This window comes from Clostridium sp. FP1 (assembly GCF_011065975.2).
Taxonomy (GTDB): Bacteria; Bacillota; Clostridia; order Clostridiales; family Clostridiaceae; genus Clostridium_AD; species Clostridium_AD tagluense.
The window spans coordinates 4,801,376-4,827,670 of sequence record NZ_JAAMNJ020000001.1 but is presented as its reverse complement, the minus strand read 5'-3'; the positions used below and the strand labels follow the sequence as shown (position 1 = coordinate 4,827,670).

The 26,295-nt window shown below is 33.2% G+C and carries 39 protein-coding genes; 38 read left to right on the top strand and 1 reads right to left on the bottom strand.

Features of this window, described 5'->3' with window-relative positions; genetic code table 11:
* The 33 genes from rpsC (at position 1) to cwlD (ending at position 19,398) form a co-directional block, all read left to right on the top strand.
* On the top strand, positions 1-666 hold the full coding sequence (gene rpsC / locus G9F70_RS22920; RefSeq protein ID WP_164946782.1) for a 30S ribosomal protein S3: 666 nt from the start codon (positions 1-3) through the stop codon (positions 664-666).
* A 25-nt stretch (positions 667-691) separates the two neighbouring features.
* Complete coding sequence (gene rplP, locus G9F70_RS22915) at positions 692-1,135, top strand: 50S ribosomal protein L16 (protein ID WP_164946781.1); 444 nt, start codon at positions 692-694, stop codon at positions 1,133-1,135.
* Positions 1,125-1,337 carry a 50S ribosomal protein L29 gene (gene rpmC / locus G9F70_RS22910; RefSeq protein ID WP_125002872.1) on the top strand — a complete coding sequence of 71 codons (213 nt, stop codon included), beginning with the start codon at positions 1,125-1,127 and terminating at the stop codon, positions 1,335-1,337. The genes rplP and rpmC overlap by 11 nt, the downstream gene beginning before the upstream one ends.
* A 21-nt stretch (positions 1,338-1,358) precedes the next feature.
* On the top strand, positions 1,359-1,613 hold the full coding sequence (gene rpsQ, locus G9F70_RS22905) for a 30S ribosomal protein S17 (RefSeq protein WP_125002874.1): 255 nt from the start codon (positions 1,359-1,361) through the stop codon (positions 1,611-1,613).
* Between the two features lie 36 nt (positions 1,614-1,649).
* A complete protein-coding gene (rplN, locus tag G9F70_RS22900; protein ID WP_125002876.1) occupies positions 1,650-2,018 on the top strand; it encodes a 50S ribosomal protein L14 in 369 nt (122 codons plus the stop codon).
* 17 nt (positions 2,019-2,035) lie between these two features.
* Positions 2,036-2,359 carry a 50S ribosomal protein L24 gene (gene rplX / locus G9F70_RS22895; protein WP_164946780.1) on the top strand — a complete coding sequence of 108 codons (324 nt, stop codon included), beginning with the start codon at positions 2,036-2,038 and terminating at the stop codon, positions 2,357-2,359.
* A 22-nt stretch (positions 2,360-2,381) separates the two neighbouring features.
* Complete coding sequence (rplE, locus tag G9F70_RS22890; RefSeq protein WP_164946779.1) at positions 2,382-2,924, top strand: 50S ribosomal protein L5; 543 nt, start codon at positions 2,382-2,384, stop codon at positions 2,922-2,924.
* 15 nt (positions 2,925-2,939) lie between these two features.
* Positions 2,940-3,125, top strand: coding sequence for a type Z 30S ribosomal protein S14 (locus tag G9F70_RS22885; protein ID WP_125002882.1), 186 nt, complete (start codon positions 2,940-2,942; stop codon positions 3,123-3,125).
* A gap of 32 nt (positions 3,126-3,157) precedes the next feature.
* Positions 3,158-3,556 carry a 30S ribosomal protein S8 gene (rpsH, locus tag G9F70_RS22880; RefSeq protein WP_125002884.1) on the top strand — a complete coding sequence of 133 codons (399 nt, stop codon included), beginning with the start codon at positions 3,158-3,160 and terminating at the stop codon, positions 3,554-3,556.
* Between the two features lie 202 nt (positions 3,557-3,758).
* On the top strand, positions 3,759-4,298 hold the full coding sequence (rplF, locus tag G9F70_RS22875) for a 50S ribosomal protein L6 (protein WP_125002886.1): 540 nt from the start codon (positions 3,759-3,761) through the stop codon (positions 4,296-4,298).
* A 19-nt stretch (positions 4,299-4,317) separates the two neighbouring features.
* Positions 4,318-4,680: a 50S ribosomal protein L18 gene (rplR, locus tag G9F70_RS22870; protein WP_125002888.1), complete on the top strand. Its 363-nt coding sequence runs from the start codon at positions 4,318-4,320 to the stop codon at positions 4,678-4,680.
* A gap of 17 nt (positions 4,681-4,697) precedes the next feature.
* Positions 4,698-5,195, top strand: coding sequence for a 30S ribosomal protein S5 (gene rpsE / locus G9F70_RS22865; protein WP_125002890.1), 498 nt, complete (start codon positions 4,698-4,700; stop codon positions 5,193-5,195).
* A gap of 12 nt (positions 5,196-5,207) precedes the next feature.
* Complete coding sequence (rpmD, locus tag G9F70_RS22860) at positions 5,208-5,387, top strand: 50S ribosomal protein L30 (RefSeq protein ID WP_125002892.1); 180 nt, start codon at positions 5,208-5,210, stop codon at positions 5,385-5,387.
* Positions 5,388-5,404: 17 nt separating this feature from the next.
* Complete coding sequence (gene rplO, locus G9F70_RS22855) at positions 5,405-5,845, top strand: 50S ribosomal protein L15 (protein ID WP_125002894.1); 441 nt, start codon at positions 5,405-5,407, stop codon at positions 5,843-5,845.
* Entirely contained in the window at positions 5,846-7,126 is a 1,281-nt protein-coding gene (gene secY, locus G9F70_RS22850; protein WP_164946778.1) for a preprotein translocase subunit SecY, read from the top strand.
* Positions 7,127-7,148: 22 nt separating this feature from the next.
* Complete coding sequence (locus G9F70_RS22845) at positions 7,149-7,802, top strand: adenylate kinase (RefSeq protein ID WP_164946777.1); 654 nt, start codon at positions 7,149-7,151, stop codon at positions 7,800-7,802.
* A complete protein-coding gene (gene map, locus G9F70_RS22840; protein ID WP_164946776.1) occupies positions 7,799-8,545 on the top strand; it encodes a type I methionyl aminopeptidase in 747 nt (248 codons plus the stop codon). The genes G9F70_RS22845 and map overlap by 4 nt, the downstream gene beginning before the upstream one ends.
* 14 nt (positions 8,546-8,559) lie before the next feature.
* The gene (locus G9F70_RS22835) at positions 8,560-8,841 is read left to right on the top strand and encodes a KOW domain-containing RNA-binding protein (RefSeq protein ID WP_125002902.1); all 282 of its coding nucleotides are present in this window, start codon (positions 8,560-8,562) and stop codon (positions 8,839-8,841) included.
* 7 nt (positions 8,842-8,848) lie between these two features.
* Positions 8,849-9,067, top strand: a complete 219-nt coding sequence (infA, locus tag G9F70_RS22830) for a translation initiation factor IF-1 (protein ID WP_125002904.1) — start codon at positions 8,849-8,851, stop codon at positions 9,065-9,067.
* Positions 9,068-9,082: 15 nt separating this feature from the next.
* Complete coding sequence (gene rpmJ / locus G9F70_RS22825; RefSeq protein WP_021122033.1) at positions 9,083-9,196, top strand: 50S ribosomal protein L36; 114 nt, start codon at positions 9,083-9,085, stop codon at positions 9,194-9,196.
* 139 nt (positions 9,197-9,335) lie between these two features.
* Complete coding sequence (rpsM, locus tag G9F70_RS22820) at positions 9,336-9,704, top strand: 30S ribosomal protein S13 (protein WP_164946775.1); 369 nt, start codon at positions 9,336-9,338, stop codon at positions 9,702-9,704.
* A 15-nt stretch (positions 9,705-9,719) separates the two neighbouring features.
* A complete protein-coding gene (gene rpsK, locus G9F70_RS22815; RefSeq protein ID WP_125002908.1) occupies positions 9,720-10,112 on the top strand; it encodes a 30S ribosomal protein S11 in 393 nt (130 codons plus the stop codon).
* Positions 10,113-10,163: 51 nt separating this feature from the next.
* Positions 10,164-10,784, top strand: a complete 621-nt coding sequence (rpsD, locus tag G9F70_RS22810) for a 30S ribosomal protein S4 (RefSeq protein WP_164946774.1) — start codon at positions 10,164-10,166, stop codon at positions 10,782-10,784.
* A gap of 63 nt (positions 10,785-10,847) precedes the next feature.
* Positions 10,848-11,795 (top strand): DNA-directed RNA polymerase subunit alpha, encoded by a 948-nt coding sequence (locus G9F70_RS22805; RefSeq protein WP_164946773.1) that lies wholly within the window; start codon positions 10,848-10,850, stop codon positions 11,793-11,795.
* A 12-nt stretch (positions 11,796-11,807) separates the two neighbouring features.
* Complete coding sequence (gene rplQ, locus G9F70_RS22800) at positions 11,808-12,149, top strand: 50S ribosomal protein L17 (protein WP_164946772.1); 342 nt, start codon at positions 11,808-11,810, stop codon at positions 12,147-12,149.
* Between the two features lie 80 nt (positions 12,150-12,229).
* Positions 12,230-13,075, top strand: a complete 846-nt coding sequence (locus G9F70_RS22795) for an energy-coupling factor transporter ATPase (protein WP_164946771.1) — start codon at positions 12,230-12,232, stop codon at positions 13,073-13,075.
* Complete coding sequence (locus G9F70_RS22790) at positions 13,060-13,914, top strand: energy-coupling factor transporter ATPase (protein ID WP_164946770.1); 855 nt, start codon at positions 13,060-13,062, stop codon at positions 13,912-13,914. Before G9F70_RS22795 ends, G9F70_RS22790 begins: the two co-directional genes overlap by 16 nt.
* 75 nt (positions 13,915-13,989) lie before the next feature.
* Entirely contained in the window at positions 13,990-14,787 is a 798-nt protein-coding gene (locus G9F70_RS22785) for an energy-coupling factor transporter transmembrane component T family protein (protein ID WP_164946769.1), read from the top strand.
* A 31-nt stretch (positions 14,788-14,818) separates the two neighbouring features.
* On the top strand, positions 14,819-15,553 hold the full coding sequence (gene truA, locus G9F70_RS22780) for a tRNA pseudouridine(38-40) synthase TruA (protein ID WP_164946768.1): 735 nt from the start codon (positions 14,819-14,821) through the stop codon (positions 15,551-15,553).
* 164 nt (positions 15,554-15,717) lie between these two features.
* Positions 15,718-16,152, top strand: a complete 435-nt coding sequence (gene rplM / locus G9F70_RS22775; protein WP_164946767.1) for a 50S ribosomal protein L13 — start codon at positions 15,718-15,720, stop codon at positions 16,150-16,152.
* Positions 16,153-16,176: 24 nt separating this feature from the next.
* Positions 16,177-16,569, top strand: coding sequence for a 30S ribosomal protein S9 (rpsI, locus tag G9F70_RS22770; protein ID WP_125002924.1), 393 nt, complete (start codon positions 16,177-16,179; stop codon positions 16,567-16,569).
* 349 nt (positions 16,570-16,918) lie between these two features.
* Positions 16,919-18,535: a Na/Pi cotransporter family protein gene (locus G9F70_RS22765; RefSeq protein WP_164946766.1), complete on the top strand. Its 1,617-nt coding sequence runs from the start codon at positions 16,919-16,921 to the stop codon at positions 18,533-18,535.
* A 140-nt stretch (positions 18,536-18,675) separates the two neighbouring features.
* Entirely contained in the window at positions 18,676-19,398 is a 723-nt protein-coding gene (gene cwlD, locus G9F70_RS22760) for an N-acetylmuramoyl-L-alanine amidase CwlD (protein WP_224617747.1), read from the top strand.
* Positions 19,399-19,515: 117 nt separating this feature from the next.
* Here the strand turns inward: cwlD and G9F70_RS22755 are convergent, their stop codons facing one another.
* On the bottom strand, positions 19,516-20,295 hold the full coding sequence (locus G9F70_RS22755) for a DUF3048 C-terminal domain-containing protein (protein ID WP_164946765.1): 780 nt from the start codon (positions 20,293-20,295) through the stop codon (positions 19,516-19,518).
* A 248-nt stretch (positions 20,296-20,543) separates the two neighbouring features.
* Between G9F70_RS22755 and G9F70_RS22750 the strand changes: the two genes are divergently transcribed.
* Genes G9F70_RS22750 through G9F70_RS22730 form a run of 5 tightly spaced genes read left to right on the top strand, consistent with a single transcriptional unit; the run spans position 20,544 to position 26,194 of the window.
* The gene (locus tag G9F70_RS22750; RefSeq protein WP_263484356.1) at positions 20,544-21,527 is read left to right on the top strand and encodes a GntR family transcriptional regulator; all 984 of its coding nucleotides are present in this window, start codon (positions 20,544-20,546) and stop codon (positions 21,525-21,527) included.
* A gap of 33 nt (positions 21,528-21,560) precedes the next feature.
* Positions 21,561-21,974, top strand: coding sequence for a methylaspartate mutase subunit S (gene glmS / locus G9F70_RS22745; RefSeq protein ID WP_125002932.1), 414 nt, complete (start codon positions 21,561-21,563; stop codon positions 21,972-21,974).
* Positions 21,975-22,034: 60 nt separating this feature from the next.
* A complete protein-coding gene (gene glmL, locus G9F70_RS22740; protein WP_164946763.1) occupies positions 22,035-23,429 on the top strand; it encodes a methylaspartate mutase accessory protein GlmL in 1,395 nt (464 codons plus the stop codon).
* Positions 23,430-23,447: 18 nt separating this feature from the next.
* The gene (locus tag G9F70_RS22735) at positions 23,448-24,905 is read left to right on the top strand and encodes a methylaspartate mutase subunit E (protein ID WP_164946762.1); all 1,458 of its coding nucleotides are present in this window, start codon (positions 23,448-23,450) and stop codon (positions 24,903-24,905) included.
* 47 nt (positions 24,906-24,952) lie between these two features.
* Positions 24,953-26,194, top strand: a complete 1,242-nt coding sequence (locus G9F70_RS22730; RefSeq protein ID WP_164946761.1) for a methylaspartate ammonia-lyase — start codon at positions 24,953-24,955, stop codon at positions 26,192-26,194.
* The last annotated feature ends 101 nt before the right edge of the window (positions 26,195-26,295 follow it).

Here is a 26,295-nt window from a genome sequence, read left to right as displayed (position 1 = left end):
TTGGGACAAAAAGTAAATCCACACGGCTTTAGAGTTGGTGTAATAAAAGATTGGAATTCTAAATGGTACGCAGATAAAAAGAATTTTTCAGATAATCTTGTTGAAGATTTTAAGATTAGAGAATTCTTAAAAAGCAAACTCTATACAGCTGGAATTTCTAAAATCGAAATCGAAAGAGCTGCTAAAAGAGTTAAAATCAACATAAACACTGCTAAACCAGGAATGGTTATTGGTAGAGGCGGTTCTGGAATTGAAGTTATAAAGCAAGACATGAAAAAAATTATAACAGATAAAAATGTTTTAATTAATATCGTGGAAGTAAAGCAAGCAGAAAACAATGCTCAATTAATGGCAGAAAGTGTTGCGTCTCAATTAGAAAAGAGAATTTCTTTTAGAAGAGCAATGAAACAAACAATTCAAAGAGCTATGAGAACTGGCGTTAAGGGAGTTAAAACTGCATGTGCAGGAAGACTTGGCGGAGCAGAAATAGCTAGAACAGAACACTATCATGAAGGTACAATTCCATGCCAAACATTGAGAGCTGATATAGATTATGGATTTGCAGAAGCAAATACTGTATATGGAAAAATTGGCGTAAAGGTTTGGGTATATAGAGGTGAGGTTCTTCCTACAAAGAAAATCGTTAAGGAAGAAGTAAACGCATAGAAGTGTAAGGAAGGAGGAATAAAACATGTTAATGCCTAAGAGGACTAAACATCGTAAGGTTCATCGCGGTAAAATGCGAGGAAAGGCTACAAGAGGAAACTTTATTGCATACGGTGATTATGCATTGCAAGCTACAGAATGTGGTTGGGTTAAAAGTAATCAAATAGAATCTGCCAGAGTTGCTATCAATAGATATGTAAAAAGAGGAGGTCAGGTTTGGATAAAAATCTTCCCTGACAAGCCAGTAACTGAAAAACCAGCTGAAACTCGTATGGGTTCCGGTAAAGGATCAGTAGAATATTGGGTAGCAGTTGTTAAGCCAGGCAGAGTGTTATTTGAAATTGCAGGAGTAACAGAAGAAGCAGCTAGAGAGGCAATGAGACTTGCTTCACACAAACTTCCAATTAAAACTAAGTTTGTATCTAGAAAAGATTTTGAGGAAATGGGTGGTGAACTCAATGAAGGCTAATGAATTAAATGAATTAAGACAAAGTAATCCTCAAGATTTACAAGTAAGAATGTCTGATTTAAAGGCAGAATTGTTTAACCTTAGATTTCAGTTAGCTACAGGACAACTAGAGAACCCTATGAGAATTAAGCAGGTTAAAAAATCTATAGCCCAAATTAAGACCATCCTTAGACAAGAAGAAATAAGGTCTTTAGAACAGTAAAACTGAAAGGAGGTTGCTCTTGTGGAAAGAAACAATAGAAAGACAAGAATAGGTAGAGTAGTTTCCGATAAAATGGATAAGACAATAGTTGTAGCAATTGAAACAAAAGTTCGTCATCCATTATACGGAAAGATAATTAATAAAACAACAAAATTTAAGGCTCATGATGAAAATAATGAAGCTCAAATTAATGATAAAGTGTCAATTATGGAAACTAGACCATTATCCAAGGATAAAAGATGGAGAATTACTGGAATAGTTGAAAAAGCTAAATAATATTACAATTTAAGAACTGGAAGGAGGGTATTTGATATGATACAACAGCAAACTAGATTGAAGGTTGCAGATAATTCTGGTGCAAAAGAAATTATGTGTATTAGAGTGTTAGGTGGTTCCAAAAGAAAATGGGGAAACATCAGTGATACAATAGTTGCCAGCGTAAAAAGTGCAACACCAGGTGGAGTTGTTAAAAAAGGTGAAGTAGTTAAGGCAGTTATAGTTAGATCAGCAAAAGGTGTAAGAAGAGCCGATGGATCATACGTCAAATTTGATGATAATGCAGCTGTTATTATTAAAGATGACAAGACCCCAAAAGGTACTCGTATATTCGGACCTGTTGCAAGAGAGTTAAGAGATAAAGACTTCAGTAAGATTTTATCACTAGCGCCTGAAGTTCTATAAGATAGGAGGTGTCTAACATGGCAGTTAAAAAAGTGCACGTAAGAAAAAAAGATTCAGTAATGGTAATTTCAGGTAAAGACAAAGGCAAAATAAGTGAAGTCTTAGCGGTATATCCTAAAACTGGAAAAGTTTTAGTTAAAGATGTTAGCGTGGTTACAAAACATCAAAAACCAAGCAAACAGAACATGCAAGGTGGAATAGTTCACAGAGAAGCAGCTATAAATGCTTCAAAAGTTATGCTATATTGCACAAAATGTAAAAATGTAACAAGAATAAGTAGCAAAATTCTAGATGATGGAACTAAGGTTAGGATTTGCAAGAAGTGTGGAGAAACATTTTAATTTCTGAAAGGAGGTTTAACATATGAGTTCAAGGCTACAAGAAAAATACGAAAATGAAGTAGTTCAAGCTTTAATGGAAAAATTCGGATATAAAAACATAATGGAAGTACCAAAGCTTGAAAAGATAGTTTTAAATATGGGAGTCGGAGAAGCAAAAGATAATTCTAAAGTTTTAGATGCAGCTGTTAGTGATATGCAAATTATAGCAGGTCAAAAACCAGTTATAACAAGAGCAAAGAAATCTATAGCTAATTTTAAACTAAGAGAAAACATGCCAATAGGTTGTAAAGTTACATTAAGAAAAGCTCAAATGTTCGAATTTGCTGACAAATTAATGAACGTTGCATTACCTAGAGTTAGAGATTTTAGAGGAGCTTCTTCTAAAGCATTTGACGGAAGAGGTAATTATGCTATAGGTGTTAAAGAACAACTTATATTCCCTGAAATAGAATATGATAAAATTGATAAGATAAGAGGAATGGATATAATATTCGTTACTACTGCAAAGACAGACGAGGAAGCAAGAGAGTTACTAAGATTCCTTGGAATGCCATTTGCTCAATAATAAGGAGGTAAACATATGGCACGTAAGGCGTTAATAGAAAAGTGGAAAAAAGAACCTAAATTTTCAACTAGAGCTTATACAAGATGCAGACTTTGTGGGAGACCGCATTCTGTATTACAAAAATTTGGTATATGCCGTATCTGTTTTAGAGAACTTGCACACAAGGGAGAAATTCCTGGTTGCAGAAAAGCAAGTTGGTAATTAGAACATTCTAATGAAAGGAGGCACAAAAAATGGTTATGACTGACCCAATCGCAGATTTGCTAACACGTATAAGAAATGCAAATGTTGTAAGACACGAAATAGTAGAAGTACCTTCATCAACTATAAAGAAGGAAATTGCAAATATATTGCTTCAAGAAGGATATCTTAAAAACATTGAAGAGTATAATGATGGCGTTGTTCCAATGATGAGACTTGCAATGAAGTATGGTCAAAACAAGGAAAGAGTTATCACTGGTCTTAAGAGAATATCTAAACCAGGTTTAAGAGTATATTCTAAAAATGAGGATATTCCAAAAGTATTGAATGGACTTGGAGTTGCTATAATATCAACTTCAAAAGGCTTAGTAGCAGATAGAGATGCTAGAAAATTAGGACTAGGCGGAGAAGTTATTTGTTACATTTGGTAGTATAATAATTCTAAGGCATAACGAAATTGGTTTGTTATGTACATAGTTATAATAGATAATTTAGGGAAAAGCAAAATTGTTATGTTCTCATGGTAATATAGAGAATAAACAATTAAGAATTGGTTAGTACTTAAAAGTAATATAGAAAACATAGCAATTAGTAATTGTTATGTATCTAAAAAACAATGCAGGAGGTGTAAGTATGTCAAGAATCGGAAGACTTCCAGTAGCTATACCGAGTGGAGTAACTGTTACAGTTTCACCAACGAATGTTGTGAATGTAAAAGGACCAAAAGGTGAGTTAACTCAGAACATGAGTACTAAAATGAATATAGCTATAGAAGACAATATTTTGGTAGTTTCAAGACCAAGCGATGTAAAAGAGCATAGAGCTCTTCACGGACTTACAAGATCATTAATTAATAATATGATTATTGGAGTTACAGAAGGATACCAAAAAACACTTGAGTTAGTTGGTGTTGGTTACAGAGCTCAATTAAAAGGATCTAAAATAACATTAAATCTTGGATATTCACATCCAGTTGAAATAGATGCAGTTGCAGGAATCCAATTTGAACTACCTGATGCTAATAAAATAATAGTAAAAGGTATTGATAAGCAATTAGTTGGAGCTGTTGCAGCAGACATTAGAACTTGGAGAAAACCAGAACCTTACAAAGGCAAAGGAATCAGATATTCTGATGAAGTTGTTAGACGTAAGGAAGGTAAAACAGGTAAATAAGTAGGAAGGAGTGAATGATGTGTTCAAGAAAGAAGATAGACAAAAATCAAGAGTTAAGCGTCATCTTAGAGTACGTAAAAAGATTTCTGGTACAGCGCAAAGACCTAGATTAGCTGTATATAGAAGTGAAAAGAATATATATGCTCAAGTAATAGATGATGTTGCTCAAATCACATTAGTTTCTGCTTCAAGCGTAGATAAAGCTTTCGAATTAAAAATAGGAAGCAATAAAGAAGCGGCAAAATTAGTTGGAAAAATGGTTGCTGAAAGAGCACTTGAAAAAGGAATAGAAGAAGTAGTATTCGACAGAGGTGGATATGTATACCACGGTAGAGTACAAAACCTAGCTGAAGGAGCAAGAGAAGCAGGGCTTAAATTCTAAGAAAAGGAGGGAAACACATGAAGATAGATCCTAGCACATTAGATCTTAAAGAAAAAGTAGTTAATATAAACAGAGTTGCTAAGGTTGTTAAAGGTGGAAGAAACTTCAGATTCAGCGCATTAGTTGTTGTTGGAGACGAAAACGGACACGTTGGCGTGGGAATGGGTAAATCTGTAGAAATTCCTGAAGCAATTAGAAAAGGAATAGAAGATGCTAAGAAGAACTTAGTAACAGTAGCTATGGTTGGATCAACTATACCTCATACTATTGATGGTAAATTCGGTACTTCCGTTATACACATAATGCCTGGTGCTGAAGGTACAGGAGTTTTAGCCGGTGGACCAGTTAGAGCAGTTCTAGAATTATCAGGATTAAAAGATGTTAGAGCTAAATCTTTAGGCTCTAGTAATGCAAGAAATGTAGTTAATGCCACTATTGATGGTTTAGCAAGATTAAGAACAGTAGAAGATGTAGCTAAACTAAGAGGCAAGACTGTAGAAGAAATATTAAGATAGGAGGGGAAAACCTTGGCTAAAGTAAAACTAACATTGGTTAAGAGCTTAATAGGTAGAAAAAAAGAACATATTGCTACTTGTAATTCTCTAGGATTAAGAAAAATAAGAAAAAGTGTTGAGCACGAGGAAACTCCTCAAATCAGAGGTATGATTAACAAAGTTATATATCTATTAAAAGTAGAAGAAGTTTAAAACGAGGAGGTGTTTACATGAAACTTCAAGATTTAAAACCTGCAGAAGGATCAAAAAAATCTCGTAAAAGACTTGGTAGAGGTACTGCTACAGGCTGGGGTAAAACTGCGGGAAGAGGTCAAGACGGACAAAACTCTAGATCAGGTGGAGGAACAAGACCAGGATTTGAAGGAGGTCAGATGCCTTTATACAGAAGATTACCTAAAAGAGGTTTTACTAATATTTTTGCAAAAGAATATGCATGTATAAATGTAGATAGACTTAATATATTCGAAAATGGTACAGAAATCACACCAGAATTGCTATTAGAGAGAAGAGTCATAAGAAAAGTATATGACGGAGTTAAAATACTTGGAAATGGTAACTTAGAAAAGAATTTAACTGTAAGTGCAACAAAATTCTCTAAAGCAGCAGCTGAGAAAATTGAGGCAGCTGGAGGAAAAGTTGAGGTGATATAAATGTTATCAACCCTACGTAATGCCTGGAAAGTTCCGGATTTAAGAAAGCGTATGATATTCACACTACTTATGGTTGCAATTGTTAGGATGGGTATTTTCATTCCTGTTCCTGGTGTAGATGCTAGTAAACTTTTAGACTTAACTAGTAATGGAGGTACATTATTTAGTTTTTACGAAATGCTTTCAGGTGGTGCATTAAGTAAATTTAGTATTTTTGCTATGGGTGTAGGTCCATACATAAATGCATCAATAATAATGCAATTACTTGTAATAGCAATTCCTTATTTAGAGCAACTTTCTAAAGAGGGTCTTGAAGGGCGAAAGAAGATACAAGATTATACTAGATATGCTTCAATAGTACTTGGAGCACTACAGGCTTTTGGTATGTATGCAATTATTTCAGGTACTGGAGCATTTTCAAGCAATTCTAGTTTAACTATATTTTTAGTGATACTAACGATGACAACTGCATCAACATTTTTGGTGTGGATAGGGGAACAAATCACTGGTAAAGGTATCGGAAATGGTATTTCATTAATAATTTTTATTAATATTATAGCAGGGTTACCTACTCTAGTGTATAAAATCGCTGGGCTCCAGACGGCAGGAACTGTGAATTTTGTAGAGGTTATAATGTTTATTGTAGTAGCTATAGCATTATTAGTAGCAGTAGTAATAGCAAGTTTAAGTGAAAGAAGAATTCCTGTCCAATATGCTGGGAAGTCGGTTGGAAACAAAACCTTCAAAGGACAATCAACACATATTCCTATCAATGTAAATGGATCTGGAGTTATCGGTATAATTTTTGCAATGTCAGTAATGACATTCCCAGAAACAATAGCACAACTTAAACCGACATCTTCAATTGCAAAATTTATTGTGGGAAGTCCTTGGAGCATTTTTGAAAAGAACAGTTGGAAATATGCCACGGTATATTTTGTGTTAGTAGTATTTTTTACATGGTTTTATACTCAGGTAACATTTAAACCAGATGAAATGGCTGAAAATATGCATAAATCATCAGGCTTTATACCAGGGATTAGACCGGGTGCGAATACCGCAACTTATATCGATATGGTATTGACTAAGATTTCAATGATTGGAGGAACTTTTGCGGCTGTTATAGCAATATTCCCTATTATTATAGAGGGCGCTACTAACTTTAAGGGAATATACTTTGGCGGTACAATGTTACTGATTTTGGTAAATGTTGCTCTTGAGACATTAAGACAACTTGAATCACAATTAGTAATGCGTCATTACCAAGGATTCCTTAAATAAATTATTACCAGGAGATGATACTATGAGAATAATCTTGTTAGGTCCTCCGGGAGCCGGAAAAGGAACGCAAGCAAAATCTATAAGCAATAAATTTTCCATACCACATATATCAACAGGGGATATATTCAGAAAGAATATTTCAGAAAAAACTCCTCTTGGAATCGAAGCTAAGAAACATATTGATAAGGGACACTTAGTCCCGGATGCATTGACTATAGATATAATCGTGGATAGGTTAGATAATGAAGATTGTATAAATGGGTTTTTATTAGATGGCTATCCTAGAACTGTTAATCAAGCTGAAGCCTTAGAAACTATTTTAGAAGAAAAAGGCATCGTTCTTGATACTTCATTATTAATAAAGGTTCCTAGAGAATTTATTTTAAGTAGAATGACTGGTCGAAGAGTTTGTCTTAACTGTGGAGCTAGCTACCATATTACATTTAATCCTCCAGAAGCGGATGGAAAATGCAATTTGTGTGGATCATCTCTTGTGCAAAGAGCAGATGACAGTGAAGAAACCGTTAGTGAACGGTTAGACATATATGATGCTCAAACACAACCGTTGATAAAGTACTATGGTGACAAAAACTTATTATCAGTAGTTGATGGAACACAAGCAATTAATGGCGTATTTGAAAGTATCTGTAGTATCTTAGGAGAGATAGAAAAGTGATAAACATAAAAAGTGATATGGAAATTCAATATATGAGAAGTGCAGGTAAAGTGGTTGCAGAAGCTCTTGCATTAATTGAAGAAGTAATAAAACCGGGAATAACCACTGCAGAAATAGATAAATTAGCTGAAGAGTTCATAATAAGACAGGGTGCTAAACCATCTTTTAAAGGTTATTGTGGATTTCCAGCTTCCATATGTACATCTGTTAATGATGAAGTGGTTCATGGGATTCCAACTAATCGGATTTTACTTGAAGGAGATATAATTAGTATAGATTGTGGGGCCATATTAAATGGCTATCATGGAGATGCTGCTAGGACTTTTCCAGTAGGAAAAGTATCTAATGAAGCTACAATGCTCATTGAAATCACTAAAAATAGTTTTTTCGAGGGCGTTGAAAAAGCTATAATCGGCAATAGATTATCAGATATATCTGCTGCAATTCAGTGTTGTGCTGAAGAACATGGATACTCTGTGGTTAGGGATTTTGTAGGTCATGGAATTGGAACATCAATGCATGAAGATCCAGAGGTTCCTAATTATGGTGCTCCAGATAGAGGTCCTAAATTAGTTCATGGTATGGTACTTGCAATTGAACCTATGATAAATATAGGAAAGCATTATGTCAAAGTAAAGGCTAATAGATGGACGGTAGTAACAAGAGATGGCAGTTTATCTGCACATTATGAAAATACTGTTGCTATCCTAAAAAGTGGTCCTGAAATATTAACTTTGAACTAATAGAGGTGAATGGTTTGGACGAAAATACCCTTTTAGGTAAGGTTGTAAATTCTAAAGCGGGAAGAGATATGCACAAAAAATTTATTGTAGTAGGTATACTGAATAGTGAATATGTGTATATTTCTGATGGAGATTTAAGAAAGATTGAGAAACCTAAGAAAAAGAAGGTTAAACATCTAAATTTTACTGACACGGTAGCTGAGGAAATTAAAGATTCAATTTTATCTAAAAAAGAGGTTACTAATTCTAAAATTAAAATATTTTTGCAGTCTGCAGATATTCGTAAGGAGGTTTGATTACCTTATGTCAAAAGATGATATAATTGAAATGCAAGGCGTAGTATTAGAAACTTTGCCAAATGCGATATTTCAAGTTGAACTTGAGAGTGGGCATAAAATATTAGCTCATATTTCAGGTAAGTTAAGAATGAATTTTATAAGAATACTACCAGGCGATAAAGTTACAGTAGAACTTTCTCCATATGATCTCACTCGTGGGAGAATAACTTGGAGAGATAAGTAATAAGGAGGGTTAGCTATGAAAGTAAGGCCATCAGTTAAACCTATGTGTGAAAAATGTAAGGTTATTAAAAGAAAAGGAAGAGTAATGGTTATCTGTGAAAATCCTAAGCATAAACAAAAACAGGGTTAATAGGTTTTATTTACAAATAGGTTTAGTTAAGTATTAAACATAAAAATTAATATATTAGTAATAAATCACATTAGGTCGTTTTATAAGTTACAATGTGATAAAATGTTAATAGCAAGTACCTAGGAGGTGTAAACAGTAAATGGCAAGAATAGCAGGTATTGACCTACCAAGAGAAAAAAGGGTTGAAATAGGCCTAACATATATATTTGGTATTGGATTATCAAAATCACAAGGAATCATTAAAGCAACAGGAATAAATCCTGACACAAGAGTGAAGGACTTAACTGAAGAAGAAGTCAATGAACTAAGAACATACATCACCAAGAATTTTATAATTGAAGGTGACTTAAGAAGAAAAGTTGCATTAGATATAAAAAGATTAATGGAAGTTGGATGTTATAGAGGAATAAGACATAGAAGAGGTCTTCCAGTAAGAGGACAAAAAACTAAAACTAATGCAAGAACAAGAAAAGGCCCTAAGAAAACAATGGCGGGCAAAAAGAAATAGTAAGGAGGGAATGTAATGGCTCAAAAAGTTAAAAGAAGTAGAAGAAAAAAAGAGAAAAAAAATATCGAGCACGGTTGTGCTCACATAAAGTCTACTTTTAATAATTCCATCGTTACACTTACAGATGCAGCTGGAAATGCTTTATCTTGGTCTAGTGCAGGTGGTTTAGGTTTTAGAGGATCAAGAAAGAGTACTCCTTTTGCAGCTCAAATGGCAGCAGAAGCTGCTACAAAGGCAGCAATGGAGCACGGTTTAAAGAGTGTTGACGTATTCGTTAAAGGACCAGGAGCAGGTAGAGAAGCGGCTATTAGATCACTTCAAGCGGCTGGATTAGAGATTACACTGATCAAAGACGTTACTCCAATTCCACATAACGGATGTAGACCACCAAAAAGAAGAAGAGTCTAGTAATTAAAATTATAGTAAACATACGTATAGTAAACAGGAGGTGTAATTTGAATGGCAAGATATACTGGAGCTACTTGTAGGCTTTGCAGAAGAGAAGGTATGAAGCTAAACCTTAAGGGTGATAGATGCTTCACAGATAAATGTGCATTTTCAAGAAGAGGCTATGCACCGGGACAACACGGACAAAGCAAGAAAAAAATGTCTAACTATGGATTACAATTAAGAGAAAAACAAAAGGCTAAGAGAATTTATGGAATACTTGAAAGTCAATTTAGAAGATACTATGATAAAGCTGACAAGTTAAGAGGAATAACAGGTGAAAACCTATTAAAACTTCTAGAAGTGAGACTTGATAACGTAGTTTATAGATTAGGTTACGGAAATTCAAGACAAGAAGCTAGGCAATTAGTAACTCACGGACATTTCTTAGTTGACGGTAAAAAGGTAGATATTCCTTCTTACAGTTTAACAGCAAATCAAGTAGTATCTGCATGTCCAAAGAGCAGAGCTACAGAGAAGTTTAAGGTTTTCGCTGAAAATCCTAAAACTTTACCGAATTGGTTAACAGCTAACTTAGAGAAATTTGAAGGAACAGTTGTTGCAATACCAACTAGGGAAGATATAGATGTTCCTGTTAACGAGACGCTAATCGTCGAGTTATACAGCAAATAGTCATTAATATAGAATCGGTTGCCCTCATAATAAGTTGCCAATTAAAAAAAAGGAGGGTTTAGTATGTTAGAAATAGAAAAGCCAAAAATAGAATGTGTAGAGACTGCTGAAGATGATTCTTATGGTAAATTCATAATTGAACCATTAGAAAGAGGTTATGGTATAACACTAGGTAATGCATTAAGAAGGATTCTTCTTTCTTCATTGCCTGGAGTTGCTACAAGTGCAGTTAAAATTGATACAGTGCTTCATGAATTTTCCACAGTTAAAGGTGTTAAAGAAGATGTTACAGAATTAATTCTAAACATCAAAAGCTTAGCATTAAAAATGAATGGAGAAGGACCTAGAACTGTTTATATTGATGTTAAAGGACCTGGAGTAGTTACTGGAGCAGACATTAGAACTGATGGAGATATAGAAGTTGTTAACGACGATTTACATATAGCAACATTAGATGATGGTGCTAAACTATATATGGAACTAACTGTTAACAAAGGTAGAGGATATGTGTCTCAGAGTAAAAATAAGACAGATGAATTACCAATAGCTACTATACCAGTAGATTCAATCTATACTCCAGTTAAAAGAGTAAATTTTGCTGTAGAAAACACTAGAGTAGGCCAGATTACTGATTATGATAAATTAACTATTGAAATTTGGACTAATGGAACCATTAGACCAGATGAAGCTATTGGTTTATCAGCTAAAATACTTATCGAGCACTTTAAGCTATTTATGACATTAACAGATCATGCTGATAATGTTGAAATAATGGTTGAAAAAGAAGAAGATAAGAAAGAAAAAGTTCTTGAAATGACTATTGAAGAATTAGACCTTTCTGTTAGAAGTTATAATTGCTTAAAAAGAGCTGGAATTAATACAGTTCAAGAATTAACAGAGAGATCAATGGATGATATGATGAAAGTCAGGAATTTAGGTAAAAAATCACTTGAAGAAGTTGAACAAAAACTTCAAGCACTAAGCTTGAACTTAAAGCTTAGTGAAGAGTAAGGAGGTAGACACATGGCAATGTATCGTAAATTAGGACGCTCAACTGATCAAAGAATTGCAATGTTTAGAAGTCTTGCAACTAATTTGTTGAAATATGGAAAAGTAGAAACTACTGTCACTAGAGCAAAAGAAACTAGAAAATTTGCTGAAAGAATGATAACTCTTGGAAAAAGAGGAGATCTTCATGCTAGAAGACAAGCACTTGCATTCATTACAGAAGAAAGTGTAGTTAAAGACTTATTTGACAATATTGCACCCAAGTATGCTGAGAGAAACGGCGGATATACTAGAATAATGAAAATGGGTCCAAGAAGAGGCGACGCAGCAGAGATGAGCATAATAGAATTAGTATAGTTTGAACAAAGGGGATTAAGTTAAATCAAACTTAGTCCCCATTTTCTTATAAATATTTATAGATGTAGGGAGTGACACTTATGGGTGAAAAAATGGTTATATGCAATAAGCTTGTTTACAAATACCCTCAAAGTGAAGATGAGCAGCCTAAAGTAGCCATAGATGGATTAAATTTAGAGGTTAACAAGGGTGAATTTTTAGTAGTACTCGGCCATAATGGCTCAGGAAAATCTACTTTTGCTAAGCACATAAATGCTCTATTAATACCTACTGAAGGTGAAATCTATGTAGATGGACTCGTAACTTCTGAGGAAAGCAATTTATGGAACATTAGGAATGTTGCTGGTATGGTATTTCAAAATCCGGACAATCAAATTGTTGCCACTATTGTAGAAGAAGACGTAGCATTTGGTCCAGAAAATTTAGGACTAGAGCCTAAAGAAATTAGAAAAAGAGTGGATGAATCATTAAAAAATGTTGGAATGTACGATTATAGAAAGCATGCTCCACATTTACTTTCTGGTGGTCAAAAACAAAGAGTAGCTATAGCAGGTATTCTTGCTATGATGCCAAAGTGTATTGTTTTTGATGAACCAACAGCAATGCTAGATCCGTTTGGTAGAAAAGAAGTTATTCGAACTATAAAAGAAATAAACAAAAAGTATGGTATAACAATAATCTTAATAACTCATAATATGGAAGAAGCAGTAGAAGCGGATAGAATAGTAGTTATGGATAATGGTAAAATTGTAATGAATGGAAAACCGAGAGAAATATTTAGGGAAGTGTCTCTTATGAAAAAAATAGGTCTAGATGTTCCGCAAGTAACGGAACTGGCATATGAACTTAAACAAAGTGGTATTAATATAGAATCAGATATATTAACTATAAATGAGATGGTGAATGCATTATGTCAATTAAAATAGAAAATTTAACACATGTATATATGCCAAAGACTCCTTTTGAAAAAAAAGCTATAGATGATGTTTCTTTAGAAATAAAGCAAGGAGAATTTGTAGCACTAATTGGGCATACAGGCTCAGGAAAATCAACACTAATACAACATATAAATGGACTATTAAAACCAACATCAGGGAGTCTATTAATAGACGACATAGATATAACTATGAAAAAAATGAAATTAACAAACATAAGAAAAAAAGTTGGATTAGTATTTCAATATCCTGAATATCAACTTTTTGAAGAAACTATTGAAAAAGACATTGCTTTTGGACCGAAAAATTTAGGTTTAGATAATGATGAGATAAATAAGAGAGTTCAGAGAGCCATGAAAATAGTTGGACTGGACTATGAAGAATATAGGGATAAATCACCTTTTGAAATAAGTGGTGGCCAAAAGAGAAGAGTGGCAATAGCTGGGGTAGTGGCTATGGAGCCAAAAATCTTGATTCTAGATGAACCAACAGCTGGGCTAGATCCAAAAGGAAGAGATGATATCTTAAGTAAAATTGTCGAACTATACAAACAGAATGACATGACCATAATATTAGTATCTCATAGCATGGAAGATGTGGCCAAGGTCGCAAATAGAGTTATAGTAATGGATAGTGGAAAGTGTATTCTAGACGGAACTCCAGAGAAAATATTTAAGGAAATAGAAATATTAGAAAGCGTAGGACTTGCTGCGCCACAGGTAACATACCTAATTCGGGAATTGCGTAATAAGGGGCTTAATATATCTGAGGATATATTTACGGTGGAAAAAGCTAAACAAGAATTGCTTAAAATATTAAAAAAGAATTAGTGATTTTTTTGTCTAATAAGATATTATATATAAAACAGTAATGTGTGATTCTTGCAACACATTGGAGGAATTTGTATGATCAAAGATATTACAATAGGTCAATATATACCAGGGGAGTCTTTTGTACATAAATTAGATCCAAGATTAAAGATATTAATATCTCTACTATTTATTGTTGATCTATTTTTAGTGAATAATTTTAAAGGCTATTTATTTGTAGTTATATTTATTTTAATCACAATACTAATAGCTAATTTGTCTTTTAAGTATATTTACAGTGGATTAAAGCCAATTTTAGTATTATTACTTATTACAGCAATATTAAACATTTTCATGACTACCGGCAAAGAATTGATTTTTCACTGGGGTTTTATAAGTGTATATAAAGAAGGTTTAATAATTGCAGCCTTTATGATAATTAGGTTAGTGTTTTTAATTATGGGAACATCAATACTAACACTAACAACTTCTCCAATAGAGCTAACTGATGGTATAGAAAGCCTTCTAAGGCCTTTTAAAAGGATAGGAGTACCAGCTCATGAACTTGCAATGATGATGACTATTGCATTAAGATTCATACCTACGCTTATGGATGAGACTGATAAAATCATGAAAGCACAAATGGCAAGAGGTGCAGATTTTGAGTCTGGGAATTTGATAAGTAGAGCTAAAAGTTTAATACCTATTTTAGTACCACTGTTTATAAGTTCTTTTAGGCGAGCTGATGAACTGGCAATGGCTATGGAATCAAGATGCTATAAAGGTGGAGAAGGAAGAACTAGAATGAAACAATTACATATAACAAAAAAAGACTATATTGCAAGCTTTGCTTTTACACTGCTATTTGTTATTACTATTGTTAGCAGAACATAATCTTCGTGTAGAGCGAAAAGGACGTGAAGCAGTGAGAAATATAAAGCTTTTAGTAGAATATGATGGAACGAACTATGCAGGATGGCAGAGACAAAAGAATGTAATGACTATTCAAGAAAAAATAGAGACAGCTATTGAAAAGATTACAGGTGAAAAAACTCAAATTACAGGTTCTAGTAGAACAGATGCTGGAGTTCATGCAAAGGGGTATACAGGTAACTTTTATACTAATAGTAAAATATCTGTGGAAAAGTTTATAGGAGCTATTAATAGTAAACTCCCATTAGATATTGTAATTTTACATTGCTTTGAGGTTCCCTGTGAGTTTCATTCAAGGTATAATTGTACAGGGAAGATGTATAGTTACACTATACTTAATAGGTATGAGGCTGTTGCTGTAGGGCGCAATTACATATATCATCACAAAAGAATATTAGATGTAGGAGCTATGAAAGAAGCTTCAGAGTATTTTATGGGTACCCATGACTTTTCTGCATTTAAAAATTTAGGTAGTTCCGTAAAAACTTCTGTAAGAACTATTACAAGATTAGATATCATAAAGAATGAAGATATCATAAAAATATATATTGCTGCGGATGGCTTTCTTTATAATATGGTTAGAATAATAGTAGGAGCACTAGTTCGTGTTGGAGAAGGTAAGATTAAACCTAATGAAATAAAAGATATAATTCTGTCAAAAGAAAGAGCAAAGGCTGGGAAATCCGTTCCACCCGGTGGATTATGCTTGGAAGAAGTTTTTTATTAAATAAAAAACATTAAAGATTGCAATATCCTCTGTAAAATCATTGACACACCCGGTAGAATGTATTATAATTATTAATGTTTGTATAAACTATCGTGTATAAGATCCACTAGCCCCGGATCTTTAGCATAGAAATTCAATTGTTAAAAGTTCAGGGAGGGAAAATAATGAAATCATACTTAGCAAAACCAGCAGAAGTAGAAAGAAAATGGTTCGTTGTCGACGTAGAAGGAAAAGTTTTAGGAAGAGCAGCGAGTCAAATAGCTTCAATATTAAGAGGAAAACATAAACCAACATTTACACCACACGTTGATACAGGTGATTTTGTAATTGTAATAAACGCTGATAAGATCGTTTTAACTGGTAAGAAATTAGACCAAAAAATGTTAAGACATCACTCTTTTTATCCAGGTGGATTAAAAGAAGTTCCATATAGAATAGCATTAGCTAAAAAACCTGAGTTTATTTTTGAAGAAGCAGTAAGAAGAATGCTTCCAAAGGGACCATTAGGTCGTCAAACAGCTAAGAAAATGACTGTTTACAGAGGACCAGAACATAATAATCAAGCACAGAATCCAGAAACATTAGTGCTTAAATACTAATCAGGTTAGGAGGGAGTAAATATAATGGCAAAAGTTCAATATATAGGAACAGGAAGAAGAAAGAAATCAGTTGCGAGAGTTAGACTTATACCTGGAGAAGGTAAAATTGTTATAAATAAAAGAGCCATAGAAAATTATTTCGGATTAGAAACTTTAATGCTTATAGTTAACCAACCATTAGTGTTAACTGGAACTAAAGATAAATTCGATATATTGGTTAATGTACACGGTGGCGGATATACAGGTCAAGCCGGTGCAATAAGACATGGTATTTCAAGATCACTACTTAAAGCTGACGAAACTTTAAGACCAGAACTTAAAAAAGCAGGATTTTTAACAAGAGATCCAAGAATGAAAGAAAGAAAGAAATACGGTCTTAAAAAAGCAAGAAAAGCATCTCAGTTCTCAAAGAGATAATATTTTTGTTTGCAAGAGGGAATATACACTTATTAATAAGTGTATATTCCTTTTTTTTATTATATAAGAAATAGCTTGGGCAAATGATTGTGGATAACACTTACACTTGATCCTAGGGATATTTTATTCTATATGAGACTTTGCAAAGTTATTAGCGAGGGCAAACTGGTGTAAAATTAAATACATCAATATAGCGAAAAAGTAAATGCTCTTTATGTTATGTTTATGTTAATAATATTAAAGTTTATGTTAAATGTAGTGAAGATTACATAACATATAGTTTAACTTATAGTATTATTTAAATGAATGATTAAAACACTTATGATAAGTTTAAATATGGAGGGATTTTATGAATGTTATAAATATGGTTATAGGGCTTTTTGGAGGGCTAGGGCTATTCTTGTATGGAATGAAGATGATGGGGGATGGGCTTGCAAATACTTCTGGTGAAAAACTTAAAAAGATATTTGAAAAAATCACATCCAATCCGATTAAAGGAGTAGCAACAGGAGCTGCAATAACAGCGGTTATTCAAAGCAGTAGCGCTACTACAGTAATGGTAGTAGGATTCGTTAATGCGGGCCTTATGAACTTATATCAGGCAGCAGCAGTAATTATGGGAGCTAATATTGGAACTACTGTAACTGCACAGTTAATTGCATTTAAACTTGATAATATAATACCAATATTTTTAGGAATAGGTTCTTTAACAATAATAGTTTCAAAAGGTAAAAAAGGCAGAGAAATAGGGAATATTATATTAGGCTTCGGTATTCTTTTTCTAGGAATGGAGTTAATGAAGGATACTATGTCTCCACTAGCGCAGTCTCCAGCTTTTGCAACTTTAATAATGAAATTAGAAGGAAATACTCTCTTAGGAATTTTAAGCGGCGCACTTATGACTGCGGTAATTCAAAGTTCATCTGCGTCCACTGGTATTTTAGTGGCATTAGCATCTACAGGAGCGCTACCCCTGGCAGTAGCAGTTCCAATTTTATTTGGTAATAATATAGGTACATGTATAACTGCTTTATTATCAAGTATAGGAACCTCTAAAACAGCAAAAAAAGCAGCACTAATACATTTATTCTTTAACATATTTGGTACCTTAATTTTTATTCCATTAATAAATCCACTGATAATGATTGTGCAAAGTATATCGCCAGATGGAGCTGGAGATATAAAAAGACAAATTGCAAATGCCCATACTATATTTAATATATCAAATACAATAATTATGGTGCCATTTATAAAATATCTGGTTTTACTTGTTAATAAAATAATACCAGGAGAAGATGAAGTTCTAACAATGGATGTTAAGTATATAGATGACAGACTATTAGAGACACCGATCATTGCAGTTGGACAAGCTACAAAAGAGGTTTCTAGAATGGCAAACCTTGCAAAAGCAAATGTACAACTTGCCATGGAATGTTTTATTAACAATAATGAAAGTAGTATAAAAACTGTTTATGAAAATGAAAAATTAATAAATTTACTTGAACACGAAATTACATCCTATTTAGTAAAGCTTTCCTCAACAGAATTATCAGAACAACAAACTAAAATAGTAACTTCTATGTTCAATGTAGTAAATGATATAGAGCGCATTGGAGATCATGCTGAAAACTTGGTAGATATAACTAGTGAAAAGATCCAAAAGAATTTGGGTTTTTCTAAGGATGCTATGCAGGAGTTAGATGGAATGTATAAATACATAGTATATGCTTTAGAGATTAGTATTGAGAGTTTTGAAAATAATGATATTCTAAAAGCGGAATCTATAATGGTAATAGAAAATAGAATTGATAGCTTAGAAAAGGAACTAAGGTCATCCCATATAAGAAGATTAAATAATGGGATTTGCGGCGCTACAGTTGGAACTATGTTTTTAGATATGATTAGTAATTTTGAGAGAATTGGAGATCATGCAACCAATATTGCCGAAGTAGTAATAAATAAATAAACATAGAAAAGGAAAAGCAGCCGCTAGAGTTTTTGGTGGGTGTTTTTTTGCGCCATTGCGCGAAGAGCTATAGAAATAATACTAAATATGCTACAAGGTGAATAAAATTAACGATAGGAATAAATAAGAGGGTGGGTGCATTGAAATACAGAAATAATAAATTAATATCTATTGTAATAGTAATCGTTGCAGCAATGGTAAGCTTTATGCTAGTAAATCTAAGCTTTGTAAAACAAACTATGAATAATGAAAAATTACAAGTAGGGAGTAAAAAAATACTCATTGATGCAGGTCATGGGGGAATGGATGGTGGAACAAGTTCTAAAAATGGCACTGTAGAAAAAAGCATTAATTTAAGCATAGCAATAAAGCTTAAAGAAAAATTACAAAAGTTAGGCTATGAGGTAGTTATGACAAGAGAAGAGGATACAGGGCTTTATTCAAGAAGTGGAACTATAAGAGAAAGTTACACTGAGGATTTGAAAAAAAGATGTAATTTAAAGAAATCTAGTAATTGTGATATGTTTATTAGTATTCATCTAAATTATTTTACGGAGAGTAAATACTATGGAGCACAAGTATGGTACTCGAATTATAAAGATAGTTCTATTTTAGCCGCTGTAACTCAGAAAAACCTTAGAATAGATTTAGATCCTAGTAATAAGAGAGTCCAGAAGCCTGCTAAAAATGCTTATAGGATATTAAGGGAGAATGACATTATGCCAAGTATTATAGTAGAATGCGGATTTTTATCAAATTATGAAGAGGAACAAAAATTAAAGTCGGATGAATATCAACAAAAAATTGCAGAGTCCATAAGCAAATCTATAGGGGAGTTTTATAATAGTACGTACAAAGAGTAATAATTATAATAATATCTAAGGAAAAAAGACATATTATTTTATTAATATGTCTTTTTGATTGAATTGGACTTTTATGATAGTGCCAATTTAACGGCATCGTAGTTGATGATTTAATTATTAATCGTAGGCTACAGAGCAGTCTTTATCAATAAAAACCCACCAGGTAGGTCCAGGCATTAGTGAAACTTCCCTACCCTCTTCATCATTAATTTTTATGGGAGAATTTTTTTTTCTGCCCCATTTAATATCTTGAGCCACTCCGGCGCAAAATAACAATCCAGTGCCCTGATTTTCAGATGAAGTTAAGGTTTCATCGCTTATAATGGTACCATGAATAAATTGTACAATAACATTAGAAAACTTTACAGGAGAAATATTGTCTTTGTCAATATTAAGACCTCTATAATGATAGTATTCTCCATTTTGATATAAAAAATTTGAGGATGAACCTTCATTGAAAGTTATGAAAATATTTGTTGCGTTCCTACTATTGATGCCTGCTATTGCAATATTATTAGAAAAATTAAATTTTGGTAGATAGGAATTAGAGTAGTCTTTTAGGCTAACGGTTCCACTAATATTTTTAGCTACATCTTGATTGAAGATAGCTTTATAAGTTATGCCAGAGGAGTTGCTGAGGAACTCAAGAACCACATCTGCACTACTAAGGCCTATAAGTGGCGCACCCTTACTAGTATTAATATAAGTAGCAATTTTTGAAGATTTTTTAGAATATGAATTATTTATTCTTTCACCAGTATATTTTGAGATGGCTATTTCATTATTTACATGAACATAAGAAATATGTGTAATAATCCTATAAATAAATATTGAAAGAATTAATATCAAAATTGTAACTAAAAGATATATAACAATAGAAAAATGTTTCTTTACCATAAGGGTCCCCCTTAGCATTCATATATACTATTTTAATAATCTTATTTAGAAAATATAACCACAAACATGAAACCCCTATCAAGTTTATTAAAAATAGTATTAAACGTAAGGCTAAGGTAGGTAATAGGGTTTAAATAAGCTATAACACTAAAAATATCACTAAATGGTAATAATACAATCATTGAAATGGACTAGTCCACATGGTATCATAATCATGGTAGTGGATTAGTCCATTAATCCAATATGCTTTGGGAGGGATTTTTATTAACATCGAAATAAACAAAAAAAATGGAGTACCCCTTTATATTCAAGTTAAAAATCAAATCATGGATGAAATAAAAAAAGGATCTCTCAAGGTCGGGACAAAATTGCCAACAGAAAGAGACTTGTCTCAGAGAATAAATGTAAGTAGAAATACTGTAAGCACTGCATATAATGACTTGGAACAAGATGGGGCATTAAAATCCTATCAAGGGAAGGGAACTTTTGTAGTTGAAGAATCTATATCTTGGGAAAGCCTAAGTATCAAAAATAAGATAATGAAATTCGTTGATTTAGGACTAGAAGAAGCTCTGGAAATTGGAATGAAACCAGAGGAATTTTTAGACATAGTAAATCGAAGAGTAAATGAAAAAAAACAGATAATGAATAAAATTGAAGCAATATACGTTGAGTGCAATATAGAACAAGCTAAAATGTTTAGTAGTCAACTTAGTAAAAACAGTAATATGAATGTAATATCTTTGACTATAAACGATTTACTAAAGATGGACAAGGATACTAAAGAAAAGATTGAAATGGCTGAGTTTATAATAACCACTTTTAATCATATTAATGAAGTGACTAATCTAACTGCTGACCTTAATAAAGAGATTTTAGGAGTTGCTATAACTCCAAATTTAGAACCTATAGTCAAAATTGCAAGATATCCTTTAAATACAAAATTTGGATTTGTATGTATTTCTGAAGAATTTATATTTAAAATTAATGGAGCTTTGGAAAAGGCAGGGTTATCTGAAGTTGATATAACATACTCCAATACTAATGATGATGATGAACTTGTGGATATAATTCGAAAATCAGATGTTATGATAGTATCTCCAGGTAGATATAAAGATGTTAAAAATGCAAATGTAAGCGATAAGGAAATAATCGAATTTCTATATAGTCTAGATGATGGCTCAGTAAAAGCGCTTAGGTCAAAGATTATTGAAATAAAGTTCAAAAAATAATGTTATAAAAAATTATTTAGGAGGCTTTTAAAAATGGAGAAAAAGACTTTAATTCTAGGAGTAATAGGGTCAGATTGTCATGCTGTTGGCAATAAAATTTTAGATTATGCACTAACGGAAGCTGGTTTTAATGTTATAAACATAGGAGTTCTTTCTCCACAAGAAGATTTTATCAATGCAGCTGTTGAAACTAATGCAGATGTAATAATAGTATCTTCTCTATACGGCCATGGAGAAATCGATTGCAGAGGCATAAGAGAAAAATGTGATGAAGCAGGGTTAAATGACATATTGCTATTTGTAGGTGGAAACATAGTTGTAGGAAAACAAAATTGGGATGACGTCCACCGTAGATTTACGGCAATGGGATTTAACAAGGTATATCCACCAGGAACATCTCTAGAAACAACAATACATGATTTAAAAGAAGCATTAGGTCTATTCTAGAATAGATACGCCTATTCTAGAATAGGTAGGAATATTATAAAATCAATAGGAGTGATATAAGTGGATGCATATTTACTTGTAGATTTTGGGAGTACATACACTAAACTAACTGTTGTAGATATAGAAAAAGAAGAAATAATTGCTACAGCGAAAGACATAACAACAATTGAAGATAATATAATGATAGGCTATGACAAAGCTTATTCGAAAATAGAAGAAATACTAAAAGATAAAAATGTTAATTTTATTAATAAGTTAGCATGCTCATCAGCTGCAGGAGGTCTTAAAATGATAGCTATTGGCCTAGTGCCAGATTTAACTGCAGAAGCTGCCAAAAGAGCGGCTCTCGGAGCTGGAGCTAGGGTACTTAAAGTATATAGCTATGAATTAACCCTTAGTGAAATTGAAGAAATTAAGAATTCAGACTTAGATATAATACTTCTTGCAGGCGGGACTGATGGTGGTAACAAGGATTGCATAATTCACAATGCAAAAATGTTAGCTGAAAATGGAGTTAAATTACCAATAGTAGTAGCTGGAAATAAAGTAGCAAGTGATGAAATAAGAGAAATATTCACAAAGGCTAAAATGTATTTTACAATTACAAGTAATGTGATGCCACAGTTAAGTAAACTAAATGTAGAGCCTGCTCGCGAAGAAATTAGAAAAGTCTTTATGGAAAAAATAATTGATGCTAAAGGGCTTAGCAATGCAGAAGAGTTAGTAAAAGGTATCTTAATGCCAACACCGGCAGCAGTTCTAAAGGCTGCAAGGATACTAAGCGAAGGCAGTGATGAAGAAAGCGGACTAGGAGATTTAATAGTTATTGATATTGGTGGAGCAACTACAGACATACATTCTATAGCAGATGGAGAACCTACAAAAGCGGGAGTTACAGTGCGTGGTCTTGAGGAACCATTTGCTAAAAGAACTGTTGAGGGTGACCTTGGTATGAGATACTCTGCAATTTCACTAAGAGAAGCAGCTGGTAGCAGAAAACTGAGAAAATATCTAGGGGACACGGAAAGAAAAATTGATATTGATGCAAATTGTAAATATAGAATAGAACATATAAAGATGGTTCCGGAAACTAAGGAAGAAATAGATTTTGATGAGGCTATGGCGAAGGTAGCTACTGAGCTATCTATGGAGAGGCATGTAGGTACTATTGAACACACACTCACACCTATGGGCGCTATGTATACTCAAATAGGAAAAGACCTTATGGAAGTAAAGTATATCATAGGTACAGGTGGGGTATTAATACATAGCGAAAAACCACAAGATATTTTAAAATCAGGGGCTTTTAATAAAGAAGATCCAACATATTTAAAGCCACGTCATGCAGCTTATTTGCTTGATAAAACTTATATATTATCAGCTATGGGACTATTAGCGAAGGATTATCCAGACAAAGCTGTTAGAATTATGAAAAAATATTTAGTGCAAGTATAATTATTAGGGGGAATTTTAGTGGAATTAAGAAATAAAAAATGGACTAATGAAGAGTTCTTTGAGGTTAGAAAAGAAGTGTTAAGCCAATGGCCAACAGGCAAAGATGTAGATTTAGAGGAAGCTATAGAATACAATAAAAAAATTCCTGTTCACAAAAACTTTGCGAAAAAATTAATTAAAGCTAAAGAAGAAGGTATAACCCTTGCACAGCCAAGAGCAGGTGTTGCATTAATTGATAAGCATATAGAACTCCTAAACTTTTTAGAGAGAGAAGGTGGAGCAGATTTACTACCATCAACAATAGATAGTTATACAAGACAAAATAGATATGATGAATGTGAAATAGGAATTAAGGAAAGTATGAGTGAAGGAAGATCTCTTCTAAACGGATTTCCAGGTGTTAATCATGGAGTCAAAGGCTGTAGACAAGTTTTTGAAGCAATAAATAATCCATTAGAATCAAGACATGGCACTCCAGATGGAAGGCTTCTTGCTGAAATAACACATGCTTCAGGTTGGACTTCAAATGAAGGTGGCGGTATTTCCTATAATATTCCATACGCTAAAAACGCAACGCTGGGAAAAACAATTCTAGATTGGCAGTATTGTGATAGACTTGTTGGCTTTTATGAGCAGCAAGGAGTTTCAATAAATAGAGAACCTTTTGGACCATTAACAGGAACCTTAGTTCCACCTAGTACCTCAAATGCAATTGCAATAATAGAATCACTACTTGCAGCAGAACAAGGAGTTAAAAACCTTACAGTTGGATATGGTCAGTGCGGAAATTTAATACAGGACGTAGCAGCTATAAGAGCTTTAGAAGAGCAATGCGACGAATATTTAAAAGCTAGTGGCTATAAAGATATATACTTAACAACAGTTTTACATCAATGGATGGGAGGCTTCCCGGCAGATGAAGCACAAGCTTTTGGAGTTATATCTACAGGAGCTGCAACAGCTGCACTTGCAGGAGCGACAAAAGTAATAGTTAAAACTACTCATGAAGCTATAGGGATTCCTACTAAAGAAGCTAATGCTCAGGGCATAAAAGCTACAAAGATGACTTTAAATTTATTAAGAGGACAAAGGTTGCCTATGTCTCAGGAATTAAAAACAGAAATAGAAGTAATAAAAGCTGAAACAAAGTGCATGATAGATAAGATATATGAAATTGGAAAAGGAGACCTGGCTATAGGATCAGTTAAAGGATTTGCTATGGGAATCATTGATGTTCCATTTGCACCAAGTAAATTTAATGCTGGTAAAATGATGCCTGCAAGAGATAATAATGGAGCAATAAGATATCTAAAATTTGGTAATATTCCATTTACACAGGAATTAATAAATTTCAATATGAAAAAACTTGAAGATAGAGCGAAATTTGAAAATAGAGATGTAAGCTTCCAAATGACAATAGATGATATATTCGCAGTAGGAAAAGGCGTACTTATAGGAAGACCAGAGAAAAAATAAATACTGTCAAATCGCATTAAAAAATTATAGAAGGATAGGTGTATATTATGAAAATTATTGATGTATTATGTTCAACAGGAAGAACAGGATTTTACTTTGACGACCAAAGAGCTATAAAAAAAGGTGCAGCACATGACGGTTTTACATATGTAGGGGAGCCAGTAACAGAAGGATTTACATCTATAAGGCAAGCAGGAGAATCAATATCAGTAATGATTATACTAGAAGATGGTCAAGTGGCTTATGGAGATTGTGCAGCAGTACAATATTCAGGAGCAGGCGGACGTGATCCATTATTCCTATCAAAAGATTTTATACCAATTATAGAAAAAGAAATAGCACCAAAACTAATAGGTAGAAGTTTAGAAAACTTTAAAACACTGGCAGAAGAGTTTGACCACATGTTGGTTAATGGTAAAAGACTTCATACAGCAATAAGATATGGAATAACACAAGCTATTCTAGATGCTGTAGCAAAAGCTAAAAAAGTAACTATGGCTGAAATTGTACGCGATGAATACAAAACTGGCGTAGATATTAAGAGAATCGCTATTTTCACACAATCAGGTGATGATAGATATAATAGCTCAGATAAAATGATAATTAAAGGGGCAGACGTAATGCCTCACGCACTAATAAACAATGTAGAAGAAAAATTAGGACTTAAGGGTGAAAAATTACTTGCTTATGTACAGTGGTTAAGTGCTAGAGTATTAAAATTAAGAACTGATAAAAACTATAATCCGATATTCCACATTGATGTATATGGAACAATAGGAGTTGCGTTTAATAACGATACAAAAGCTATGGCAGATTATATAGCAACTCTTGAAGAAGCTGCAAAGCCATTCCATTTGAGAATTGAAGGACCAATGGACGTTGAACATAGAGAAAGGCAAATGGAAGCATTAAGAGATTTAACAACAGAATTAGACAATAGAAAAATTAATGTAGAACTTGTTGCAGATGAATGGTGCAATACGTATGAAGACGTAGTATTATTTGCAGATAATAAATCAGGACATATGCTTCAAATAAAAACACCAGACCTAGGTGGAGTTAATAATATAATTGAAGCTATACTATACTGCAAAAAACAGGGACGTGGAGCATACTGTGGTGGAACATGTAATGAAACTAATAGATCAGCAGAAGTATGCACAAACATAGCTATGGGTTGTGGAGCAGATCAATGCTTAGCAAAACCAGGTATGGGTGTAGATGAAGGGTACATGATAGTTAATAACGAAATGAATAGAGTTGTAGCTCTAGTTAATAGAAAAAAATAAGCTAAACAATTAATTTGGGAAGATAACTTATAGAGGCGGTTTGCGTAAACTGCCTCTTCCCATATTTAAATATTACAGCTTCGCAGTAGATGATTAAAAGG

Excerpts from the sequence above, each read along its gene's own strand:
- secY (WP_164946778.1), top strand. The coding sequence starts at position 5,846 with ATGTTATCAACCCTACGTAATGCCTGGAAAGTTCCGGATTTAAGAAAG.
- rplN (WP_125002876.1), top strand. The coding sequence starts at position 1,650 with ATGATACAACAGCAAACTAGATTGAAGGTTGCAGATAATTCTGGTGCA.
- rpsE (WP_125002890.1), top strand. The coding sequence starts at position 4,698 with ATGAAGATAGATCCTAGCACATTAGATCTTAAAGAAAAAGTAGTTAAT.
- rpsM (WP_164946775.1), top strand. The coding sequence starts at position 9,336 with ATGGCAAGAATAGCAGGTATTGACCTACCAAGAGAAAAAAGGGTTGAA.
- rplO (WP_125002894.1), top strand. The coding sequence starts at position 5,405 with ATGAAACTTCAAGATTTAAAACCTGCAGAAGGATCAAAAAAATCTCGT.
- rplP (WP_164946781.1), top strand. The coding sequence starts at position 692 with ATGTTAATGCCTAAGAGGACTAAACATCGTAAGGTTCATCGCGGTAAA.
- rpsD (WP_164946774.1), top strand. The coding sequence starts at position 10,164 with ATGGCAAGATATACTGGAGCTACTTGTAGGCTTTGCAGAAGAGAAGGT.
- glmS (WP_125002932.1), top strand. The coding sequence starts at position 21,561 with ATGGAGAAAAAGACTTTAATTCTAGGAGTAATAGGGTCAGATTGTCAT.
- infA (WP_125002904.1), top strand. The coding sequence starts at position 8,849 with ATGTCAAAAGATGATATAATTGAAATGCAAGGCGTAGTATTAGAAACT.
- rpmC (WP_125002872.1), top strand. The coding sequence starts at position 1,125 with ATGAAGGCTAATGAATTAAATGAATTAAGACAAAGTAATCCTCAAGAT.
- rpsK (WP_125002908.1), top strand. The coding sequence starts at position 9,720 with ATGGCTCAAAAAGTTAAAAGAAGTAGAAGAAAAAAAGAGAAAAAAAAT.
- G9F70_RS22885 (WP_125002882.1), top strand. The coding sequence starts at position 2,940 with ATGGCACGTAAGGCGTTAATAGAAAAGTGGAAAAAAGAACCTAAATTT.
- G9F70_RS22795 (WP_164946771.1), top strand. The coding sequence starts at position 12,230 with ATGGGTGAAAAAATGGTTATATGCAATAAGCTTGTTTACAAATACCCT.
- rplQ (WP_164946772.1), top strand. The coding sequence starts at position 11,808 with ATGGCAATGTATCGTAAATTAGGACGCTCAACTGATCAAAGAATTGCA.
- G9F70_RS22755 (WP_164946765.1), bottom strand. The coding sequence starts at position 20,295 with ATGGTAAAGAAACATTTTTCTATTGTTATATATCTTTTAGTTACAATT.
- G9F70_RS22765 (WP_164946766.1), top strand. The coding sequence starts at position 16,919 with ATGAATGTTATAAATATGGTTATAGGGCTTTTTGGAGGGCTAGGGCTA.
- G9F70_RS22845 (WP_164946777.1), top strand. The coding sequence starts at position 7,149 with ATGAGAATAATCTTGTTAGGTCCTCCGGGAGCCGGAAAAGGAACGCAA.
- rplM (WP_164946767.1), top strand. The coding sequence starts at position 15,718 with ATGAAATCATACTTAGCAAAACCAGCAGAAGTAGAAAGAAAATGGTTC.
- G9F70_RS22785 (WP_164946769.1), top strand. The coding sequence starts at position 13,990 with ATGATCAAAGATATTACAATAGGTCAATATATACCAGGGGAGTCTTTT.
- rpsH (WP_125002884.1), top strand. The coding sequence starts at position 3,158 with ATGGTTATGACTGACCCAATCGCAGATTTGCTAACACGTATAAGAAAT.
- G9F70_RS22790 (WP_164946770.1), top strand. The coding sequence starts at position 13,060 with ATGTCAATTAAAATAGAAAATTTAACACATGTATATATGCCAAAGACT.
- rplE (WP_164946779.1), top strand. The coding sequence starts at position 2,382 with ATGAGTTCAAGGCTACAAGAAAAATACGAAAATGAAGTAGTTCAAGCT.
- G9F70_RS22805 (WP_164946773.1), top strand. The coding sequence starts at position 10,848 with ATGTTAGAAATAGAAAAGCCAAAAATAGAATGTGTAGAGACTGCTGAA.
- rplX (WP_164946780.1), top strand. The coding sequence starts at position 2,036 with ATGGCAGTTAAAAAAGTGCACGTAAGAAAAAAAGATTCAGTAATGGTA.
- G9F70_RS22730 (WP_164946761.1), top strand. The coding sequence starts at position 24,953 with ATGAAAATTATTGATGTATTATGTTCAACAGGAAGAACAGGATTTTAC.
- rpmJ (WP_021122033.1), top strand. The coding sequence starts at position 9,083 with ATGAAAGTAAGGCCATCAGTTAAACCTATGTGTGAAAAATGTAAGGTT.
- rplF (WP_125002886.1), top strand. The coding sequence starts at position 3,759 with ATGTCAAGAATCGGAAGACTTCCAGTAGCTATACCGAGTGGAGTAACT.
- rpsI (WP_125002924.1), top strand. The coding sequence starts at position 16,177 with ATGGCAAAAGTTCAATATATAGGAACAGGAAGAAGAAAGAAATCAGTT.